Here is a 20,195-nt window from a genome sequence, read left to right on the forward strand (position 1 = left end):
TGCCGTCCTGATCCGGTTTCGGCCGATACGCTGGACAGATCCGCGAGACTCCGTGCATGGGAGCACTGATGAGCGTCGAACCCGAGGCCGACGAGCCGAGGTGGGCGGTTCCGCCCGTGGGCGGCTGGACCGCCGATGACCTGGACACACTCCCGAATCTGCCTCCGCACACGGAGCTGATCGACGGGAGCCTCGTTTTCGTGAGTCCGCGGACCCTGTTCCATTCACGGGCAGTCAGCTTCTTCGAATGGCAGCTTCAGTCACTGGCGCCCCCCGGTCTGGAGGTCGTGCGCGAGTTCACCGTCGACATCGACCGTCACAATCGGCCCGAACCCGATGTGATCGTCGTGGACGGCGAGGTCGTCCGGGATCCGGGCCAGACACGTTTCCCGGCCGCGTCCGTGCGACTCGCCGTCGAAGTCGTGTCCGAGGAGTCCCTGACCCGGGACCGGGAGACCAAGCCCGTGAAGTACGCACGGGCGCGTATCCCCCACTACTGGCGGGTGGAGAACCATGACGGCAGGGCGGTGGTCTACGTCTTCGAACTGGAGCCGTCGACCGGGGCCTATGCCTACACCTCCACCGGGATCTTCCACGACCGGATGAAGGTCTCCGTCCCCTTCCCGGTCGACCTCGACCTCACCGCCATCACCGCTCGCCGCGGGGCGGCGGCCCCGGAGTAGCCCGGCGCCGCCGCCCCGCCCGCTCACTCGTACTCGGGCGGCGGCTCCTCGTCCCAGTCGAACCCCGGGTCGTCGAACGCGGCCGGGGCCGCGGCGGCGCGCGCGGGGGCGGCCGGAGCAGCCGGGGCGGGAGCGGTCGCGGCCGGACGTGTCTCGCGGGCCGGGGCCGTCGCCGGGGCGGCCTGCTGGATCGCGTCCTGCCGGGGGGCCGCCTCGGCGTCCGGCGTCCCCGCCGGGTCCGCGAGCGAGGCCAGCACCTCCAGGACGCCCTCCCCGTACGTCGCCAGCTTCTTCTCGCCCAGGCCGCTGACGCCGCCCAGCGCGGCCACCGAGTCCGGACGGGCCGTGGCGATCTCGCGCAGGGTCGCGTCGTGGAAGATGACGTACGCCGGGACGCCCTGCTCCTTCGCCCGGGCCCCGCGCCAGGCCCGCAGCGCCTCGAAGACCGGAACGGCCTCGGGCGCCAGCTCGGCGGTGGCGGCCGCCCGGGACTTCGTCCCGCGCTCGCCCCGCGTGGAGCCGGAGCGCGAGGCGGGCTTCGCCGCCTCCTTGCGGAGCGGCACCTCCCGCTGCCCGCCGAGCACCGTGCCGCTGTCCTCCGTCAGCACCAGCGTGCCGTACTCGCCCTCGACCGCGAGCAGCCCCTGGGCCAGCAACTGCCGCACCACGCCCCGCCATTCGGCCTCGGACAGCTCGCCGCCGATGCCGAAGACCGAGAGCTGGTCGTGGTCGAACTGGATGATCTTCGCGGTCTTGCGGCCGAGCAGGATGTCGATGATCTGGCCCGCGCCGAACTTCTGCCCGCGCTCCCGCTTCAGCCGTACCACCGTCGACAGCAGCTTCTGCGCGGCGACCGTGCCGTCCCAGGTCTCGGGCGGGGTGAGGCAGGTGTCGCAGTTGCCGCAGCTCGCGTCGGCCGGCTCCTGGCCGAAGTACCGCAGCAGCCGGCCGCGGCGGCACTGGGCCGTCTCGCACAGGGCCAGCATCGCGTCCAGATGGGCCGCGGCGCGGCGGCGGAAAGCCTCGTCGCCCTCGCCGCCCTGGATGAGCTTGCGCTGCTGGACGACGTCCTGGAGGCCGTAGGCCATCCACGCCGTGGACGGCAGCCCGTCACGGCCGGCGCGCCCGGTCTCCTGGTAGTACCCCTCGACCGACTTCGGCAGATCGAGATGGGCGACGAACCGCACGTCCGGCTTGTCGATGCCCATGCCGAAGGCGATGGTCGCGACGACGACCAGCCCCTCCTCGCGCAGGAACCGGGACTGGTGCGCGGCGCGGGTACCCGCGTCCAGACCCGCGTGGTACGGGACGGCCTCGATGCCGTTGCGGCAGAGGTACTCGGCGGTCTTCTCCGTCGCGTTGCGCGACAGGCAGTAGACGATGCCCGCGTCCCCGGCGTGCTCCTCCTTGAGGAAGGACAGCAGCTGCTTCTTCGGGTCGGCCTTGGGCACGATCCGGTACTGGATGTTGGGCCGGTCGAAGCTGGCGACGAAGTGCTTGGCGTCGGGCATGCCGAGGCGCCGGGTGATCTCCTCGTGCGTGGCGTTCGTCGCGGTGGCGGTCAGGGCGATGCGCGGCACGTCGGGCCAGCGCTCCCCGAGGACCGACAGGGCCAGGTAGTCCGGGCGGAAGTCGTGGCCCCACTGGGCGACGCAGTGCGCCTCGTCGATCGCGAAGACGGAGATATCGCCGCGCGCGAGCAGGTTCAGCGTGGTGTCCAGCCGCAGCCGCTCCGGGGCCAGGTAGAGCACGTCGAGCTCGCCCGCGAGGAACTGGGCCTCCATCGAACGGCGCTCGTCGAGGTCCTGCGTGGAGTTGACGAAGCCGGCCCGCACCCCGAGCGCCCGCAGGGCGTCCACCTGGTCCTGCATCAGGGCGATCAGCGGGGAGACGACCACGCCCGTGCCGGGGCGGACCAGGGCCGGGATCTGGTAGCACAGGGACTTCCCGCCGCCGGTCGGCATGAGCACGACGGCGTCGCCGCCCGCCACCACATGGTCGACGATCGCCTCCTGCTCGCCGCGGAACTCCTCGTATCCGAACACGCGGTGCAGGGTCCGCCGTGCTTCGCTCCCGGTCACATCCATGGTCCCGCCCGTCGTGCTCGTCCGCCTGGTCCCCCGGTGCCGTCCCGGTCCGCCGGCCCGGCCGCCGCGCCGGTGCCCCCGGAGCGTCCGCCGCGCCCGCCCGTCCGGACACCGCTCACTGCCACGATAGGCGGCGGATACGACAACGCCGGACGGGCTTGACTTCCGAAGCCCGTCCGGCGCCGTGCGCGGCCGCGTATCGGCCGTACGCGTGTGCGCTACCTCACGAAGACCCCCGCCTGGCCCGCGAGGTCCAGGAAGTACTGCGGGGCCAGGCCCAGCACCAGGGTCACCGCGACACCGACCGCGATCGTCGTCATCGTCAGCGGGGACGGGACGGCTACCGACGGGCCGTCCGCCTTCGGCTCGCTGAAGAACATCAGCACGATGACCCGGATGTAGAAGAACGCGGCGATCGCCGACGAGATCACACCGACCACGACCAGCCCGGCCGCGCCGCCGTCCGCCGCCGCCTTGAAGACGGCGAACTTCCCGGAGAACCCGGAGGTCAGCGGGATGCCGGCGAAGGCCAGCAGGAACACCGCGAAGACCGCGGCGACCAGCGGGGAGCGCCGCCCCAGCCCCGCCCACTTCGACAGGTGCGTCGCCTCGCCGCCCGCGTCGCGCACCAGGGTGACGACGGCGAACGCGCCGACCGTGACGAAGGAGTACGCGCCCAGGTAGAAGAGGACCGACGAGACGCCGTCCGGGGTCGCCGCGATCACACCGGCGAGGATGAACCCGGCGTGCGCGATCGAGGAGTAGGCGAGCAGCCGCTTGATGTCGGTCTGGGTGATGGCGACGACCGCCCCGCCCAGCATCGTGAGGATCGCGACGGCCCACATGACCGGCCGCCAGTCCCAGGTGAGGCCCGGCAGCACCACGTACAGCAGGCGCAGCAGCGCGCCGAACGCGGCGACCTTGGTGGCGGCGGCCATGAACCCGGTGACCGGGGTCGGGGCGCCCTGGTAGACGTCCGGGGTCCACATGTGGAACGGGACGGCGCCGACCTTGAAGAGCAGACCGGTCAGGATCATCGCCCCGCCGATCAGCAGCAGCGCGTCGTTGCCCATGGTCGAGGCCAGCGCCGGGTCGACGCCGGTGACGGAGCCGTCGACCACGCTCGCGACGGTCGCGTAGGAGACGGAGCCCGCGTACCCGTACAGCAGGGCGATCCCGAAGAGCAGGAACGCCGACGAGAAGGCGCCGAGCAGGAAGTACTTCACCGCCGCCTCCTGCGACATCAGCCGCTTGCGGCGGGCGACGGCGCACAGCAGGTAGAGCGGGAGGGAGAAGACCTCCAGGGCCACGAAGAGGGTCAGCAGGTCGTTGGCGGCCGGGAAGACCAGCATGCCCGCGATCGAGAAGAGGACCAGCGGGAACACCTCGGTGGTGGTGAACCCGGCCCTGACCGCGGCCTTCTCGCTGTCGCTGCCGGGGACCGAGGCGGCCTGGGCGGCGAAGGAGTCCACATGGCCGCCGTGCGAGGCGGGGTCCAGCCGCCGCTCGGCGAAGGTGAAGACGGCGACCAGCGAGGTCAGCAGGATGACGCCCTGCAGGAACAGCGCCGGGCCGTCGACGGCGACGGCGCCCATCGCGGCGATGTGCGCCTTCGTCGTGGCGTATCCCCCGGCCGCGAGGCCGACGATCGCGGCGAACGCGGCGGCGAGGGCGACGACGGTCAGGAAGACCTGCGTGTAGTACCGCGACCGGCGCGGCACGAACGCCTCGACGAGCACGCCCACGACGGCCGCGCCGATCACGATCAGCACCGGCAGCAGCTGCCGGTACTCGATGACGGGCGCCGTGAACTTCTCGACCGGGGCGGCCGAGGTCACCCCGCCCGCCGTCGCCCACAGGCTGTGGACAGCTGTTGCGCTCACTTGGCGGCCTCCACCTCAGGCTGGGGGTCCTTCTTCTGGACGTCCGACATGGTGTGCTGCACCGCCGGGTTCACGATCTCGGTCAGCGGCTTCGGATAGACCCCCAGGAACAGCAGCATCGCGATCAGCGGCAGGACCACCGCCAGCTCCCGGACCTTGAGGTCCGCCATGCCCCGGACCTCGGCCTTCACCGGGCCGGTCATCGTCCGCTGGTAGAGGACGAGGACGTACAGCGCGGCGAGCACGATGCCGGTGGTGGCGATGACGCCGGCCGCCGGGTACGCGCTGAACGCGCCGACCAGGACCAGGAACTCGCTGACGAACGGGGCGAGTCCGGGCAGCGACAGGGTGGCCAGACCGCCGATCAGGAAGGTGCCGGCCAGGACCGGCGCCACCTTCTGCACTCCGCCGTAGTCGGCGATGAGCCGCGACCCGCGCCGGCTGATCAGGAAGCCCGCCACCAGCATCAGCGCGGCGGTCGAGATCCCGTGGTTGACCATGTACAGCGTGGCGCCGGACTGGCCCTGGCTGGTCATCGCGAAGATGCCGAGGACGATGAAGCCGAAGTGCGAGATCGACGCGTAGGCGATCAGCCGCTTGATGTCGCGCTGGCCGACGGCGAGCAGCGCCCCGTACACGATGCTGATCAGCGCCAGAACGACGATCACCGGCGTCGCCCACTTGCTGGCCCCCGGGAAGAGCTGGAGGCAGAAGCGGAGCATCGCGAACGTGCCGACCTTGTCGACGACGGCGGTGATCAGGACGGCGACCGGGGAGGTCGCCTCGCCCATGGCGTTGGGCAGCCAGGTGTGCAGCGGCCACAGCGGGGCCTTCACCGCGAAGGCGAAGAAGAAGCCGAGGAAGAGCCAGCGCTCCGTGCTCGTCGCCATGGAGAGCGTGCCGTCGGCGCGGGCCTGGGCGATCTCGGAGAGCGAGAACGTCCCCGCGACCACGTACAGCCCGATCACCGCGGCCAGCATGACGAGCCCGCCGACCAGGTTGTAGAGGAGGAACTTCACCGCGGCGTACGAGCGCTGCGCCGCCGCGTTCTCGATGCCGCCCGCCGCGGAGCCCGAGGCGGCCCGGTCCCCGAAGCCGCCGATGAGGAAGTACATCGGGATGAGCATGGCCTCGAACAGGACGTAGAAGAGGAAGACGTCGGTGGCCTCGAAGGAGAGGATCACCATCGCCTCCGTCATCAGCATCAGGGCGAAGAAGCCCTGGGTGGGCCGCCACCGGTAGGGACGGGTCCCGTCGCGGCCTCCCCCGCTCGGGCGGGGGGAGCCCGGGGCCGGGTCGGCGTCGTGCCAGCCGGCCAGGATGATGAACGGCATGAGCAGCGCGGTCAGCGCCAGCAGCGCCACCCCGATGCCGTCCACGCCCAGTTCGTAGCGGACGCCGAAGTCCTTGATCCAGGCGTGCGACTCGGTGAGCTGGTAGCGGGCGCCGCCGGGCTCGAACCGGGCCAGCGCGACGCCCGCCAGGGCGAGCGTGCCCAGCGAGAACAGCAGCGCCGTCCATTTCGCGGCGGTGCGCCGGGCGGCCGGGACCGCGGCGGTGGCGACGGCGCCGATCGCCGGGAGCGCCGCCGTCGCCGTCAGGAGGGGAAAGGACATGTGATCAGACCGCCCTCATCAGCAGGGTCGCGGCGATGAGGATCGCCGTACCGCCGAACATCGAGACCGCGTAGGAGCGGGCGTAGCCGTTCTGCAGCTTGCGGAGCCTTCCGGAGAGCCCGCCCATGGTGGCGGCCGTGCCGTTGACGACGCCGTCGACCAGGGTGTGGTCGACGTACACCAGGGAGCGGGTGAGGTGCTCGCCGCCGCGGACCAGGACCACGTGGTTGAAGTCGTCCTGGAGGAGGTCGCGGCGGGCCGCCCGGGTGAGCAGCGAGCCGCGCGGGGCGGTGACCGGCACCGGTCCGCGTCCGTACATCGCCCAGGCGAGGGCGGCGCCGACGACCAGGACCACCATGGTGGCGGCCGTGATGGTGGCGGCGCCGACCGGGGCGTGTCCGTGGCTGTGTCCGGTGACCGGCTCCAGCCACTTCAGGAAGCGGTCGCCCACGGAGAACAGGCCGCCCGCGAAGACCGAGCCGAAGGCCAGCACGATCATGGGGACGGTCATCGACTTCGGGGACTCGTGCGGGTGCGGCTCGTTGCCGTCCGCGTCGGGCTGCCAGCGCTTCTCGCCGAAGAACGTCAGCAGCATCACGCGCGTCATGTAGAACGCGGTGATCGCGGCGCCCAGCAGGGCCACCGAGCCGAGGATCCAGCCCTCGGCGCCGCCCTTGGCGAAGGCCGCCTCGATGATCTTGTCCTTGGAGAAGAAGCCGGACAGGCCGGGGAAGCCGATGATCGCCAGATAGCCGAGGCCGAAGGTGACGAAGGTGACCGGCATGTACTTCCGCAGGCCGCCGTACCTGCGCATGTCGACCTCGTCGTTCATGCCGTGCATGACCGAGCCGGCCCCGAGGAAGAGCCCGGCCTTGAAGAAGCCGTGCGTCACCAGGTGCATGATCGCGAAGACATAGCCGATCGGGCCGAGCCCGGCGGCCAGGACCATGTACCCGATCTGGGACATCGTCGACCCGGCGAGGGCCTTCTTGATGTCGTCCTTGGCGCAACCGACGATCGCACCGAAGAGCAGCGTGACCGCGCCGACGATCGCCACGACGAGCTGCGCGTCGGGCGCGGCGTCGAAGATCGCGCCGGAGCGGACGATGAGGTAGACGCCCGCGGTCACCATGGTCGCGGCGTGGATGAGGGCGGAGACCGGGGTCGGGCCCTCCATCGCGTCACCGAGCCAGGACTGGAGCGGCACCTGGGCCGACTTGCCGCAGGCGGCGAGCAGCAGCATCAGGCCGATCGCCGTCAGCCTGCCCTCGCCGGTGTCCCCGGTCGAGGCCAGCACCGGGCCGAACGCGAAGGTGCCGAAGGTGGTGAACATCAGCATGATCGCGATCGACAGGCCCATGTCGCCGACGCGGTTGACCAGGAACGCCTTCTTCGCGGCGGTGGCCGCGCTGGGCTTGTGCTGCCAGAAGCCGATCAGCAGGTACGAGGCCAGGCCGACGCCCTCCCAGCCGGCGTACAGCAGCAGGTAGTTGTCGGCGAGGACCAGCAGCAGCATCGCCGCGAGGAACAGGTTGAGATAGCCGAAGAAGCGGCGTCGGCGCTCGTCGTGCGCCATGTAGCCGACCGAGTAGAGGTGGATCAGGGTGCCGACGCCGGTGATCAGCAGCACGAACGTCATCGAGAGCTGGTCGAGCTGGAAGGCCACGTCGGCCCGGAAGCCCTCGACCGGGATCCAGCTGAACAGCTTCTGGTGCAGGGCCCGGTCGTCCGCGGCCCTGCCCAGCATGTCGGTGAAGAGCACCGCGCCGATGACGAACGACACGGCGGCGAGCAGGGTGCCGATCCAGTGTCCGGAGCGGTCGAGCCGTCGGCCGCCGCAGAGCAGGACGGCCGCTCCGAGCAGGGGCGCCGCGATGAGCAGCGCAATCAGGTTCTCCACGTTTCAACGTCCCCTCAGAGCTTCATCAGGCCGGCGTCGTCGACCGAGGCCGAGTGGCGGGAACGGAACACCGACACGATGATCGCGAGCCCCACCACGACCTCGGCGGCGGCGACGACCATCGTGAAGAACGCGATGATCTGGCCGTCGAGGTTGCCGTGCATCCGGGAGAAGGTCACGAGCGCGAGGTTGCAGGCGTTGAGCATCAGCTCCACGCACATGAACAGGATGATCGCGTTCCGCCGGATCAGGACTCCGGCCGCGCCGATGGTGAACAACAAGGCTGCGAGGTAGAGGTAGTTGACCGGATTCACTTGGCGACCCCCTCTGTCTTGTTGTCGCGGCCCTCGTTGTTCCGGCCGCCCGCCGCGCCGTCGCGGCCCTCGCCGTCGCGCCCGAGCCGCTCCTCGGAGCGCTGCTCCAGTACCCGGAGCTGCTCCAGGGACTCGCCCGACACGTCGCGGATCTGGCCGCGTTCGCGCAGCGTCCGCATGACGGTGAGCTCGGCCGGTGTGCCGTCCGGGAGCAGGCCCGGGATGTCCACGGCGTTGTGCCGGGCGTAGACGCCGGGGGCGGGCAGCGGCGGCAGCTGGACTCCCTCGCGCACCCGCGCCTCGGCCAGCTCCCGCTGGGTGCGGGCCCGTTCGGTGCGCTCGCGGTGGGTGAGCACCATCGCGCCGACCGTCGCCGTGATCAGCAGGGCGCCGGTGATCTCGAACGCGAAGACGTACTTGGTGAAGATGAGGGCGGCCAGCCCCTCGACGTTCCCGCCGTGGGCGCCGTTGGCGGCGCCGAGCCCGTTGAAGGTGTCCAGCGAGGCGTTGCCGATGCCCGCGATCAGCAGGACGCCGAAGCCGATCCCGCAGCCCGCGGCCAGCCAGCGCTGCCCCTTGATGGTCTCCTTCAGCGAGTCGGCCGCCGTGACGCCGACGAGCATGACGACGAAGAGGAACAGCATCATGATCGCGCCGGTGTAGACGACGATCTGGACGATGCCGAGGAAGTAGGCGCCGTTGGCGAGATAGAACACCGCCAGGACGATCATGGTCCCGGCGAGGCTCAGCGCGCTGTGCACGGCTTTTCTCATCAGCACGGTGGACAGCGCGCCGATGACGGCGACGATGCCCAGCACCCAGAACTGCACGGCCTCCCCGGTCGAGGTCTGGGAGGCCGCGGCGGCCAGGGCCGTCATGCGTCCACCCCCCGCGCCGAGCCGTCGTTCTCGCGGTCGCCGCCGGACCGGGCGGCGTCGTCCGAGGGCTTCTCGCCCTTGGAGACGGCGGTCTGACGCACCGTGCCGGGCGCGGCCCCGGTGACCAGGCCGCGGTAGTAGTCCTGCTCGTCCATCCCCGGATGGATCGCGTGCGGGGTGTCGACCATGCCCTCCTCCAGGCCCGCGAGCAGCTCGTCCTTGGTGTAGATGAGGCTCTCGCGGGTGGTGTTGGCGAGCTCGAAGTCGTTGGTCATCGTGAGCGCCCGGGTCGGGCACGCCTCGATGCACAGCCCGCACAGGATGCAGCGCGCGTAGTTGATCTGGTAGACGCGGCCGTAGCGCTCGCCCGGCGAGTAGCGTTCCTCGTCGGTGTTGTCCGCGCCCTCCACGTAGATCGCGTCCGCCGGGCAGGCCCAGGCGCACAGCTCGCAGCCGACGCACTTCTCCAGCCCGTCCGGGTGACGGTTGAGCTGATGCCGGCCGTGGAAGCGCGGCGCCGTCACCTTCGGCGTCTCCGGATACTGCTCCGTCAGCCGCTTCTTGAACATGGCCTTGAAGGTCACGCCGAAGCCGGCGACGGGGTTCTGGAACTTCTCCTCCGAGGGCTCCTTGGACTCAGACACCGTCAGCCTCCTTTCCGTCACTCGAATCTCCGTCACGCTCAGTGTCCGACCCGCCACTGACAACGAGCTGCCGTTCGCCCCGCGGCCTGCGGCGCGGCACCGGCGGCAGGGTCTGTCCGGGCAGCGGCGGCACCGGGAATCCGCCCGCCATCGGGTCGAACTCGGGCGTCGGACCCGCCTGCGCCGCCTCGGCCCGGCCCTTCTTGTCGCGGAAGACGTCCGCGACGAAGGAGAGCAGCAGGACCGCGATCACCGCCCCGGCCACGTACAGCACGATGCGCGAGAAGTCGTAGCCGTCGTTGCGCAGCGCCCGCACGGTGGCGACCAGCATCAGCCAGACCACGGACACCGGGATCAGCACCTTCCAGCCGAGCTTCATCAGCTGGTCGTAGCGGACCCGGGGCAGCGTGCCGCGCAGCCAGATGAAGAAGAACAGCAGCAGCTGGACCTTGAGGACGAACCAGAGCATCGGCCACCAGCCGTGGTTCGCGCCCTCCCAGAAGGTGCTGATGGGCCAGGGGGCCCGCCAGCCGCCCAGGAACAGGGTGGTGGAGACCGCCGAGACGGTCACCATGTTCACGTACTCGGCGAGCATGAACATCGCGAACTTGATCGACGAGTACTCGGTGTTGAACCCGCCGACCAGGTCGCCCTCGGACTCCGGCATGTCGAACGGGGCCCGGTTGGTCTCCCCGACCATCGTGACGATGTAGATGAGGAAGGAGACCGGCAGCAGCAGGATGAACCAGCGGTCCTGCTGCGCCTCCACGATCTTCGAGGTCGACATCGACCCGGAGTAGAGGAAGACCGAGGCGAACGCGGCGCCCATCGCGATCTCGTAGCTGATCATCTGGGCGCAGGAGCGCAGCCCGCCCAGCAGCGGGTACGTCGACCCGGACGACCAGCCGGCCAGCACGATGCCGTAGATCCCGACCGAGGCGACCGCGAGGATGTAGAGCATCGCGATCGGCAGGTCGGTGAGCTGCATCGCCGTGCGGTGCCCGAAGACCGAGACCTCGTTGCCGGACGGGCCGAACGGGATCACGGCGATCGCCATGAACGCCGGGATGGCGGCCACGATCGGCGCGAGCACGTACACGACCTTGTCGGCGCGCCGGACGACGACGTCTTCCTTCAGCATCAGCTTCACGCCGTCGGCGAGCGACTGGAGCATGCCCCAGGGCCCGTTCCGGTTGGGGCCGATGCGCAGCTGCATCCAGGCGACGACCTTGCGCTCCCACACGATGGAGAACAGCACGGTCACCATCAGGAACGCGAAGCAGAAGACCGCCTTGACGACGACCAGCCACCACGGGTCGGCGCCGAACATCGACAGGTCCTCGGCGGCGAGCACCGCCCCGTGCGGTGCCGCGGCCAGTTGAGCGAAGGCAGTCACGCCCCCACCTCCGGTGTCGTGTCGTCGGTGGCCGGTGCGGCGGGGCCGATCCGGACCAGGCCGCCGGGCCGGGCGCCGGTGTCGGCCGGGACGCCCCGCCCGACGGAGTTCAGCGGCACCCAGACCACCCGGTCCGGCATGTCGGTGATCTTCAGCGGGAGTTCGACGCCGCCCGCCGGGCCGGTGACGGCCAGCAGCTCGCCGTCCGCGACGCCGGCCTCGGCCGCGGTGGCCGCGGAGAGCCGGGCGAGGGCGGCGTGCCGGGTGCCGGCCAGCGCCTCGTCGCCCTCCTGGAGCAGGCCCAGGTCGAGCAGCATCCGATGGCCGGCCAGGACGGCCTCGCCGTCGCCGGGCCGGGGCAGCGGGCGCGTCGCCTCGTCCGGGTCGCCGGCGTGCGCGCCGGCCCAGCCGCCGAGCCGGTCCAGCTCGCGGCGTACGGACTTCAGGTCGGGCAGCGCGAGCGGGGTGTCCATCGCGTCGGCCAGCATGTGCAGCGCCCGGGCGTCGGTCGGCGGGAGGGCCCGGGTCAGCTGCTCGGGCTTGAGCGCCGCCTCGAACGGCCGGGCCCTGCCCTCCCAGTTGAGGAAGGTCCCGGCCTTCTCCGCGACCGCGGCGACCGGCAGGACCACGTCGGCCCGCTCCGTGACCTCGCTCGGCCGCAGCTCCAGCGAGACCAGGAAGCCGACCCCGTCCAGGGCCTCCAGGGCCCGTGCCGGGTCCGGCAGGTCCGCGGGCTCGACGCCGGCGACGAGCAGCGCGCCCAGTTCGCCGGTGGCCGCCGCTTCCACGATCTGGCCGGTGTCGCGGCCGAACCGGGACGGGAGTTCGTCGACGCCCCAGACGGCCGCCACCTCGTCCCTGGCCCGCGGGTCGGTCGCCGGCCGCCCGCCGGGCAGCAGCGACGGAAGGAGTCCGGCCTCGATCGCGCCGCGCTCGCCGGCCCGGCGCGGGATCCACACCAGCTTCGCGCCGGTCGCGGTCGCGGCCCGCACCGCGGCGGTCAGCCCGCCGGGCACGGCGGCCAGCCGTTCGCCGACCACGATCACGGCGCCGTCGCCGCGCAGCGCCTCGGCCGCCGCGGCCCCGTCGCCCTCCAGTCCGGCGCCGCCCGCGAGGGCGTCCAGCCACTGGGGCTCGGTGCCGGGCGCGGCGGGCAGCAGCGTGCCGCCCGTCTTGGTGAGGCCGCGGGTGGCGTGCGAGGCGACGGCGAAGGTGCGCTGTCCGTGCTTGCGCATCGCCTTGCGCAGCCGCAGGAAGACGCCGGGCGACTCCTCCTCCGACTCGAAGCCGACCAGCAGCACCGCGGGGGCCTTCTCCAGCGAGGCGTAGGTGACGCCCGTGCTTCCCGGTTCCAGGTCCCGGCCGCGTCCGGCGACGCGGGCGGCCAGGAAGTCGGCCTCCTCGCCGCTGTGCGCGCGGGCCCGGAAGTCGACGTCGTTGGTGTCGAGGACGACCCGGGCGAACTTGCCGTACGCGTACGCGTCCTCGACGGTCAGCCGGCCGCCGGCCAGGACGCCCGCCCGGCCGCGCGCGGCGGCGAGCCCGGCGGCCGCGGCGGCCAGGGCCTCGGGCCAGCTCGCCGGTTCCAGGACCCCGTCCGCGTTCCGTACCAGCGGGGTGGTGAGCCGGTCCCTCTGCTGCGCGTAGCGGAAGGCGAAGCGGCCCTTGTCGCAGATCCACTCCTCGTTGACCTCGGGGTCGTCGGCGGCGAGCCGCCGCATGACCTTGCCGCGCCGGTGGTCGGTGCGGGTGGCGCAGCCGCCCGCGCAGTGCTCGCACACCGACGGCGACGACACCAGGTCGAAGGGGCGGGAGCGGAACCGGTACGCGGCCGAGGTCAGCGCCCCGACCGGGCAGATCTGGATGGTGTTCCCGGAGAAGTACGACTCGAAGGGGTCGCCCTCGCCGGTGCCGACCTGCTGGAGCGCGCCGCGCTCGATCAGCTCGATCATCGGGTCGCCCGCGACCTGGTTGGAGAACCGGGTGCAGCGGGCGCAGAGCACGCACCGCTCCCGGTCCAGCAGCACCTGGGCGGAGATCGGGACGGGCTTCTCGTACGTCCGCTTCATCCCGTCGAACCGGGACTCGGCGCCGCCGTGCGACATCGCCTGGTTCTGCAGCGGGCACTCGCCGCCCTTGTCGCAGACCGGGCAGTCCAGCGGGTGGTTGATGAGCAGCAGCTCCATCACACCCTTCTGCGCCTTCTCCGCGACGGGCGAGGTGAGCTGGGTGCGCACCACCATGCCGTCGGTGCAGGTGATGGTGCACGACGCCATCGGCTTGCGCTGGCCCTCGACCTCGACGATGCACTGGCGGCAGGCGCCGGCCGGGTCGAGGAGCGGGTGGTCGCAGAAGCGCGGGATCTCGATGCCGAGGAGCTCGGCGGCGCGGATGACCAGGGTGCCCTTGGGCACGCTGATCTCGATGCCGTCGATCGTCAGTGTGACGAGGTCCTCGGGCGGGACGGCCGCCTCGCCGCCCCCGGTGGGCGCGCTCGTGGTGACGGTCATGCGTTCACCCCCTGGTGAGCGGTCGTGTCGTCGTCGGCCCAGGCGGTCGACCTGGCGGGATCGAAGGGGCAGCCACGGCCCGTGATGTGCTGCTCGTACTCCTCGCGGAAGTACTTCAGCGAGGAGAAGATCGGCGAGGCGGCGCCGTCGCCGAGGGCGCAGAAGGACTTGCCGTTGATGTTGTCGGCGATGTCGTTGAGCTTGTCGAGATCGTCCATCCGGCCCTTGCCCGCCTCGATGTCGCGAAGCAACTGGACGAGCCAGTACGTCCCCTCGCGGCAGGGCGTGCACTTGCCGCAGGACTCATGGGCGTAGAACTCGGTCCAGCGGGTGACGGCCCGCACCACGCAGGTGGTCTCGTCGAAGCACTGGAGCGCCTTGGTGCCGAGCATGGATCCGGCGGCGCCGACGCCCTCGTAGTCGAGCGGCACGTCGAGGTGCTCGTCGGTGAACATCGGGGTGGAGGAGCCGCCGGGGGTCCAGAACTTCAGCCGGTGCCCGGGGCGGATGCCGCCGCTCATGTCGAGCAGCTGGCGCAGGGTGATGCCGAGCGGCGCCTCGTACTGCCCGGGGTTCGCGACGTGGCCGCTGAGCGAGTACAGCGTGAAGCCGGGGGACTTCTCGCTGCCCATGGACCTGAACCAGTCCTTGCCCCGGTTCAGGATCGCGGGAACCGAGGCGATGGACTCGACGTTGTTCACCACGGTGGGGCAGGCGTACAGACCGGCGACCGCGGGGAAGGGGGGACGCAGCCGGGGCTGGCCGCGCCGTCCTTCGAGGGAGTCGAGCAGGGCCGTCTCCTCGCCGCAGATGTACGCGCCGGCGCCCGCGTGCACGGTGAGCTCCAGGTCGAGCCCGGAGTCCAGGATGTTCGTGCCGAGGAGACCCGCCGCGTACGCCTCGCGCACGGCCTCGTGCAGCCGCCGCAGCACGGGGACGACCTCGCCGCGCAGATAGATGAAGGCGTGCGCGGAGCGGATCGCGTAGCAGGCGATCACGATGCCCTCGATGAGGGAGTGCGGGTTGGCGAAGAGGAGCGGGATGTCCTTGCAGGTCCCGGGCTCCGATTCGTCGGCGTTGACGACCAGGTAGTGCGGTTTGCCGTCGCCCTGCGGGATGAACTGCCACTTCATCCCGGTGGGGAAGCCGGCGCCGCCGCGCCCGCGCAGTCCGGAGTCCTTCACATAGGCGATGAGGTCGTCCGGGGACATGGCGAGGGCCTTGCGCAGCCCCTCGTAGCCGCCGTGGCGCCGGTAGGTCTCCAGGGTCCAGGAGCGCGGTTCGTCCCAGAAGGCGGAGAGGACGGGGGCGAGCAGCTTCTCGGCGTCGCCGCCGTTGCCGCCGCCGTTGTCGTTGATCGCGGTGGCCAACGTCATCACGCTCCCTCCTCGGTCACGGGGCCTGCCGGGTGGTCCGGGTCGGAGGCCGAGGTCTGCTGCGGGGCGTCGTGGGAACTGAGATGCTCGGACGGCGACGGGTCGTGCGGCCGGGCGTCGCGCGGGCTCTCGCCGCGGGGGGAGACGACGCGCGGGTGCGGCTCCTCGCCCCGGGCGAGCCGGAGGCCGGCCAGCGAGGCGGGTCCGGCGCCGCCCGACGCCTCGACGGCGCCGGGGCGCTCGTCGGGGAAGCCGGCCAGGATCCGGGAGGTCTCCTTGTACGAGCACAGCGGCGCGCCCCGGGTGGGGGCGACGGTGCGCCCGGCGATCAGGTCGTCGACCAGGCGCTCCGCGCTCTCGGGCGTCTGGTTGTCGAAGAACTCCCAGTTGACCATCACCACGGGGGCGAAGTCGCAGGCGGCGTTGCACTCGATGTGTTCGAGGGTGATCCGGCCGTCCTCGGTGGTCCCGCCGTTGCCGACGCCGAGGTGTTCCCGCAGCCGTTCGAAGATGGCGTCGCCGCCCATCACCGCGCACAGGGTGTTGGTGCAGACGCCGACCTGGTAGTCGCCGCCCGGACCGCGCCGGTACATGGTGTAGAAGGTGGCGACGGCGGTGACCTCGGCGGTGGTGAGGCCGAGCAGCTCGGCGCAGAACGCCATGCCGGTGCGGGAGACGTAGCCCTCCTCGGCCTGGACCAGGTGCAGCAGCGGCAGCAGGGCGGACCGGCTGCCGGGGTAGCGGGCGATCACCTCCTTCGCGTCCGCCTCCAGCCTGGCGCGTACCTCGTCCGGGTAGGCGGGGGCGGGGAGCTGCGGCATTCCCAGACTGACTTCCTGGCGTGCTTCGGTCACCGGTCGACGCCTCCCATCACGGGGTCGATGGACGCGACGGCGACGATGACGTCGGCGACCTGGCCGCCCTCGCACATCGCCGCCATGGCCTGGAGGTTGGTGAAGGACGGGTCGCGGAAGTGGACCCGGTAGGGGCGGGTGCCGCCGTCGGAGACGACGTGCGCGCCGAGTTCGCCCTTGGGCGATTCGACGGCGGCGTACGCCTGTCCCGCGGGGACCCGGAAGCCCTCGGTCACCAGCTTGAAGTGGTGGATCAGGGCCTCCATGGAGGTGCCCATGATCTTCCTGATGTGGTCGAGCGAGTTGCCGAGCCCGTCGGGGCCGAGGGCGAGCTGCGCGGGCCAGGCGATCTTCTTGTCGGCGACCATGACCGGTCCGGGGGCGAGCCGGTCGACGCACTGCTCGATGATCCGCAGCGACTGGCGCATCTCCTCCAGGCGGATGAGGAAGCGGCCGTAGGCGTCGCAGCTGTCGGCGGTGGGGACGTCGAACTCGTACGTCTCGTATCCGCAGTACGGGTCCGTCTTGCGCAGGTCGTGCGGGAGTCCGGCGGAGCGCAGGATCGGGCCGGTGGCGCCGAGCGCCATGCAGCCGGTGAGGTCGAGGTGGCCGACGTCCTGCATGCGGGCCTTGAAGATGGGGTTGCCGGTGGCGAGCTTGTCGTACTCCGGCAGGTTCCGCTTCATGGTCTTCAGGAACTCGCGGAGCTGGTCGATCGCGCCGGGCGGCAGGTCCTGGGCGAGCCCGCCGGGCCGGATGAACGCGTGGTTCATGCGCAGGCCGGTGATCAGCTCGAAGAGGTCGAGGACGAGCTCGCGGTCGCGGAACCCGTAGATCATGATCGTGGTCGCGCCGAGCTCCATGCCGCCGGTGGCGATGCACACCAGGTGCGAGGAGATCCGGTTGAGCTCCATCAGCAGGACCCGCAGGACGCTGGCCCGGTCGGGGATCTGGTCCTCGATGCCGAGCAGCTTCTCGACGCCGAGGCAGTACGCCGCCTCGTTGAAGAACGGCGTCAGGTAGTCCATGCGCGTCACGAACGTGGTGCCCTGGGTCCAGTTCCGGAATTCGAGGTTCTTCTCGATGCCGGTGTGGAGGTAGCCGATGCCGCAGCGGGCCTCGGTGACGGTCTCGCCGTCGATCTCCAGGATCAGCCGCAGCACCCCGTGGGTGGACGGGTGCTGGGGACCCATGTTGACGATGATGCGTTCGTCGTCGGACTTGGCCGCGGACTCGGCGACCTCGTCCCAGTCGCCGCCGGTGACCGTGTAGACGGCGCCCTCGGTCGTGGCGCGGGCGTCCGAGAGGGGGGTCTCGGCGGGGCCCGGCGTGGGGTGGGCGTGGGGAGCAGTCATCAGGAGTACGACCTCCGCTGGTCCGGAGCCGGGATCTGGGCGCCCTTGTACTCGACGGCGATGCCGCCGAGCGGATAGTCCTTGCGCTGCGGGAAGCCCTGCCAGTCGTCCGGCATCATGATCCGGGTGAGGGCGGGGTGCCCGTCGAAGACGAGCCCGAAGAAGTCGTACGTCTCGCGCTCGTGCCAGTCGTTGGTCGGATAGACCGCGACCAGCGACGGGATGTGCGGGTCGTCGTCCGGGGCCGAGACCTCCAGCCGGATCAGCCGGCCGTGGGTGATCGAGCGCAGGTGGTAGACGGCGTGCAGCTCGCGGCCCTTGTCGCCGGGGAAGTGGACGCCGCTCACGCCGGTGCACAGCTCGAAGCGCAGCGCCGGGTCGTCGCGCAGGGTGCGGGCCACCCGGACCAGGTGTTCGCGGGCGATGTGGAAGGTGAGTTCGCCGCGGTCGACGACGGTCTTCTCGATGGCGTTGGCCGGGAGCAGGTCCTGTTCCTCCAGGGCTCCCTCGAGCTCGTCGGCGACCTCGTCGAACCAGCCGCCGTAGGGGCGGGGCGAAGCGCCGGGCAGGGTCACGGTGCGGACCAGGCCGCCGTAGCCGGAGGTGTCGCCGCCGTTGTTCGCGCCGAACATGCCCCGGCGTACGCCGATGACCTCGCCGCTCTCGTCGCGCGGGGCGGGAACGCCGTTGTCGTCCGGGGCGCGGTGGTCGTGGTTCGCGGTCATCGCAGCAGCCCCTTCATCTCGATCAGGGGCAGGGCCTTGAGCGCCGCGTCCTCCGCCTCGCGGGCGGCCTCCTCCGCGTTGACCCCGAGCTTGGTGTTCTGGATCTTCTGGTGGAGCTTGAGGATCGCGTCCATCAGCATCTCGGGCCGCGGCGGGCAGCCGGGCAAATAGACGTCAACCGGCACAATATGATCAACACCCTGAACAATGGCGTAGTTATTGAACATTCCGCCCGAGGAGGCGCAAACCCCCATGGAGATCACCCACTTGGGGTTGGGCATCTGGTCGTAGACCTGCCGCAGGACGGGCGCCATCTTCTGGCTGACCCGTCCCGCCACGATCATCAGATCCGCCTGACGCGGGGATCCGCGGAAGACCTCCATCCCGAAACGGGCCAGGTCGTAGCGCCCCGCGCCGGTCGTCATCATCTCGATGGCGCAGCAGGCGAGGCCGAAGGTGGCGGGGAAGACGGAGGCCTTCCGCACCCAGCCGGCGGCCTGCTCGACGGTGGTCAGCATGAAGCCGCTGGGCAGCTTCTCTTCGAGTCCCATGGTGTGCCCCTCAGCCCCTCAGTCCCATTCCAGGCCGCCGCGACGCCAGACGTACGCGTACGCGACGAAGACGGTGAGCACGAAGAGCAGCATCTCCACGAGCCCGAAGATCCCCAGCGCGTCGAAGGTGACCGCCCAGGGATAGAGGAAGACGATCTCGATGTCGAAGACGATGAAGAGCATCGCCGTCAGGTAGTACTTGATGGGGAAGCGGCCGCCTCCGGCCGGAGTGGGGGTGGGTTCGATCCCGCACTCGTACGCTTCGAGCTTCGCCCGGTTGTATCGCCTGGGGCCGATAAGCGTGGCCATGACCACGGAGAAGATCGCAAACCCTGCCCCGAGGGCGCCGAGCACGAGGATGGGCGCGTAGGCATTCACGCTCCTCGCTCCTTCCAGTCGTCCTTGACCGTTGGACCGCATCGGGCGTTTCCGGCTCGCCACCCCACCAAGATCGTGCACATGTGAGGCAGTTCACAAGCCCGACTGCCCCGCATCCTATGCCCGCCGTCCTGTGATCTGCGACACGGGGTAGTAGACAGAGTTTGTGATCTCCACCACCAAGTGAACGATCTTGAAGCCCGGTGGGGGCCGATCTTTTCACGCAAAGCGGCAGTGCCGTCACGAGTCGTGACATTCGATGCTGTTATCGCTGGTCAAAGCGCGTTTCCATTAACAATGGAACGCCTCTACACGCAAATTGGCAATGGACAGCGATGCATGATATGGGCATCCATCCCACACCGGACTCACCCGTGCGAGGGGGCCCGCGTCCAGCGAAGTGGACGTGTGCACGCATTCACGATCTTCCGGACGCGGGGGCGGGCGGCGCCCGCGCGGGGCATGGGGCGGCTCCCGCGCGGAGCGCGGGGCGCTCCCGTGCGGGGTGCCGGGCGCCTCGCACGGGAGGCGCGCAGGCAGGAGGCGTGCGAGCGGCGTCCGGTCCGCGCGGTCCACACATAGCCCGTGCACGGTCCGCGCGCGCAAGCCCGTGCACGGTCCGCGTCCGGTCCGCGCTCCGACCGGACGCCCGGCCCCCACCCGGCCCCCACCCGACCCTCGCCCGGCCCTCCGTCCGATCCCCATCCGGTCGACATCCGATCGGCAGCCGGTCGACATCCGGCCGGCATCCGATCGACGTTCGTCCGGCGTTCACCCGGAACCCGGACACTCCCCGCCTGACGGCCGCTCAGCACCGATATGGGCCGTTCGCGCGACGCCCCGCCGCTCACACTCCGGCCGCACTCCAGCCACACACGGAGCCGCTCCCGCACGGCGGACCGCACCCCGCCGCACACCCCGCCGCGCGCCCCGTCCGCACGACCCGGCCGCGCGCCCCGCACACGACCCGTCAGGTTGTGACCTGCGTCACTCGTCAATCGTCGCAGCGAAAGCGGGCTTGGCCATCAGTACGAGCGGATGGTAA

16 protein-coding genes are annotated in these 20,195 nt (G+C 71.0%); 1 reads left to right on the plus strand and 15 read right to left on the minus strand.

The genetic code is table 11. From position 1 onward, the window contains the following. The first annotated feature begins 68 nt into the window (after positions 1–68). The gene (locus WA762_RS06250; RefSeq protein ID WP_335933876.1) at positions 69–683 is read left to right on the plus strand and encodes a Uma2 family endonuclease; all 615 of its coding nucleotides are present in this window, start codon (positions 69–71) and stop codon (positions 681–683) included. A 23-nt stretch (positions 684–706) separates the two neighbouring features. Here WA762_RS06250 and recQ read toward each other — a convergent pair whose 3' ends face one another. From recQ to WA762_RS06325, 15 genes are all read right to left on the minus strand, one after another. Continuing rightward, complete coding sequence (recQ, locus tag WA762_RS06255) at positions 707–2,770, minus strand: DNA helicase RecQ (protein WP_335933621.1); 2,064 nt, start codon at positions 2,768–2,770, stop codon at positions 707–709. A 218-nt stretch (positions 2,771–2,988) separates the two neighbouring features. After that, positions 2,989–4,653, minus strand: a complete 1,665-nt coding sequence (gene nuoN / locus WA762_RS06260; protein ID WP_335933622.1) for an NADH-quinone oxidoreductase subunit NuoN — start codon at positions 4,651–4,653, stop codon at positions 2,989–2,991. After that, positions 4,650–6,269: an NADH-quinone oxidoreductase subunit M gene (locus WA762_RS06265; protein WP_335933623.1), complete on the minus strand. Its 1,620-nt coding sequence runs from the start codon at positions 6,267–6,269 to the stop codon at positions 4,650–4,652. The genes nuoN and WA762_RS06265 overlap by 4 nt, the downstream gene beginning before the upstream one ends. A 4-nt stretch (positions 6,270–6,273) precedes the next feature. Further along, positions 6,274–8,169 (minus strand): NADH-quinone oxidoreductase subunit L, encoded by a 1,896-nt coding sequence (gene nuoL / locus WA762_RS06270; protein ID WP_335933624.1) that lies wholly within the window; start codon positions 8,167–8,169, stop codon positions 6,274–6,276. Between the two features lie 14 nt (positions 8,170–8,183). Next, positions 8,184–8,483: an NADH-quinone oxidoreductase subunit NuoK gene (nuoK, locus tag WA762_RS06275; RefSeq protein ID WP_335933625.1), complete on the minus strand. Its 300-nt coding sequence runs from the start codon at positions 8,481–8,483 to the stop codon at positions 8,184–8,186. Then, on the minus strand, positions 8,480–9,361 hold the full coding sequence (locus WA762_RS06280) for an NADH-quinone oxidoreductase subunit J (protein WP_335933626.1): 882 nt from the start codon (positions 9,359–9,361) through the stop codon (positions 8,480–8,482). Before WA762_RS06280 ends, nuoK begins: the two co-directional genes overlap by 4 nt. Further along, the gene (nuoI, locus tag WA762_RS06285) at positions 9,358–10,005 is read right to left on the minus strand and encodes an NADH-quinone oxidoreductase subunit NuoI (protein WP_335933627.1); all 648 of its coding nucleotides are present in this window, start codon (positions 10,003–10,005) and stop codon (positions 9,358–9,360) included. The genes WA762_RS06280 and nuoI overlap by 4 nt, the downstream gene beginning before the upstream one ends. Next, positions 9,998–11,401: an NADH-quinone oxidoreductase subunit NuoH gene (nuoH, locus tag WA762_RS06290; protein ID WP_335933628.1), complete on the minus strand. Its 1,404-nt coding sequence runs from the start codon at positions 11,399–11,401 to the stop codon at positions 9,998–10,000. Before nuoH ends, nuoI begins: the two co-directional genes overlap by 8 nt. Beyond that, entirely contained in the window at positions 11,398–13,911 is a 2,514-nt protein-coding gene (locus tag WA762_RS06295; protein WP_335933629.1) for an NADH-quinone oxidoreductase subunit G, read from the minus strand. The genes nuoH and WA762_RS06295 overlap by 4 nt, the downstream gene beginning before the upstream one ends. Next, positions 13,908–15,287, minus strand: a complete 1,380-nt coding sequence (nuoF, locus tag WA762_RS06300) for an NADH-quinone oxidoreductase subunit NuoF (protein ID WP_335933630.1) — start codon at positions 15,285–15,287, stop codon at positions 13,908–13,910. Before nuoF ends, WA762_RS06295 begins: the two co-directional genes overlap by 4 nt. Continuing rightward, positions 15,287–16,108: an NADH-quinone oxidoreductase subunit NuoE gene (nuoE, locus tag WA762_RS06305; RefSeq protein WP_335933877.1), complete on the minus strand. Its 822-nt coding sequence runs from the start codon at positions 16,106–16,108 to the stop codon at positions 15,287–15,289. The genes nuoF and nuoE overlap by 1 nt, the downstream gene beginning before the upstream one ends. 29 nt (positions 16,109–16,137) lie before the next feature. Continuing rightward, a complete protein-coding gene (locus WA762_RS06310; RefSeq protein ID WP_335933631.1) occupies positions 16,138–17,496 on the minus strand; it encodes an NADH-quinone oxidoreductase subunit D in 1,359 nt (452 codons plus the stop codon). Then, positions 17,496–18,221, minus strand: a complete 726-nt coding sequence (locus tag WA762_RS06315; RefSeq protein ID WP_335933632.1) for an NADH-quinone oxidoreductase subunit C — start codon at positions 18,219–18,221, stop codon at positions 17,496–17,498. Before WA762_RS06315 ends, WA762_RS06310 begins: the two co-directional genes overlap by 1 nt. Beyond that, positions 18,218–18,772 (minus strand): NuoB/complex I 20 kDa subunit family protein, encoded by a 555-nt coding sequence (locus WA762_RS06320; protein WP_335933633.1) that lies wholly within the window; start codon positions 18,770–18,772, stop codon positions 18,218–18,220. Before WA762_RS06320 ends, WA762_RS06315 begins: the two co-directional genes overlap by 4 nt. An 18-nt stretch (positions 18,773–18,790) precedes the next feature. Then, on the minus strand, positions 18,791–19,150 hold the full coding sequence (locus tag WA762_RS06325) for an NADH-quinone oxidoreductase subunit A (protein WP_031093067.1): 360 nt from the start codon (positions 19,148–19,150) through the stop codon (positions 18,791–18,793). Positions 19,151–20,195 lie beyond the last annotated feature (1,045 nt).

Source organism: Streptomyces tyrfis (genome assembly GCF_037034285.1).
Lineage (GTDB): Bacteria > Actinomycetota > Actinomycetes > Streptomycetales > Streptomycetaceae > Streptomyces.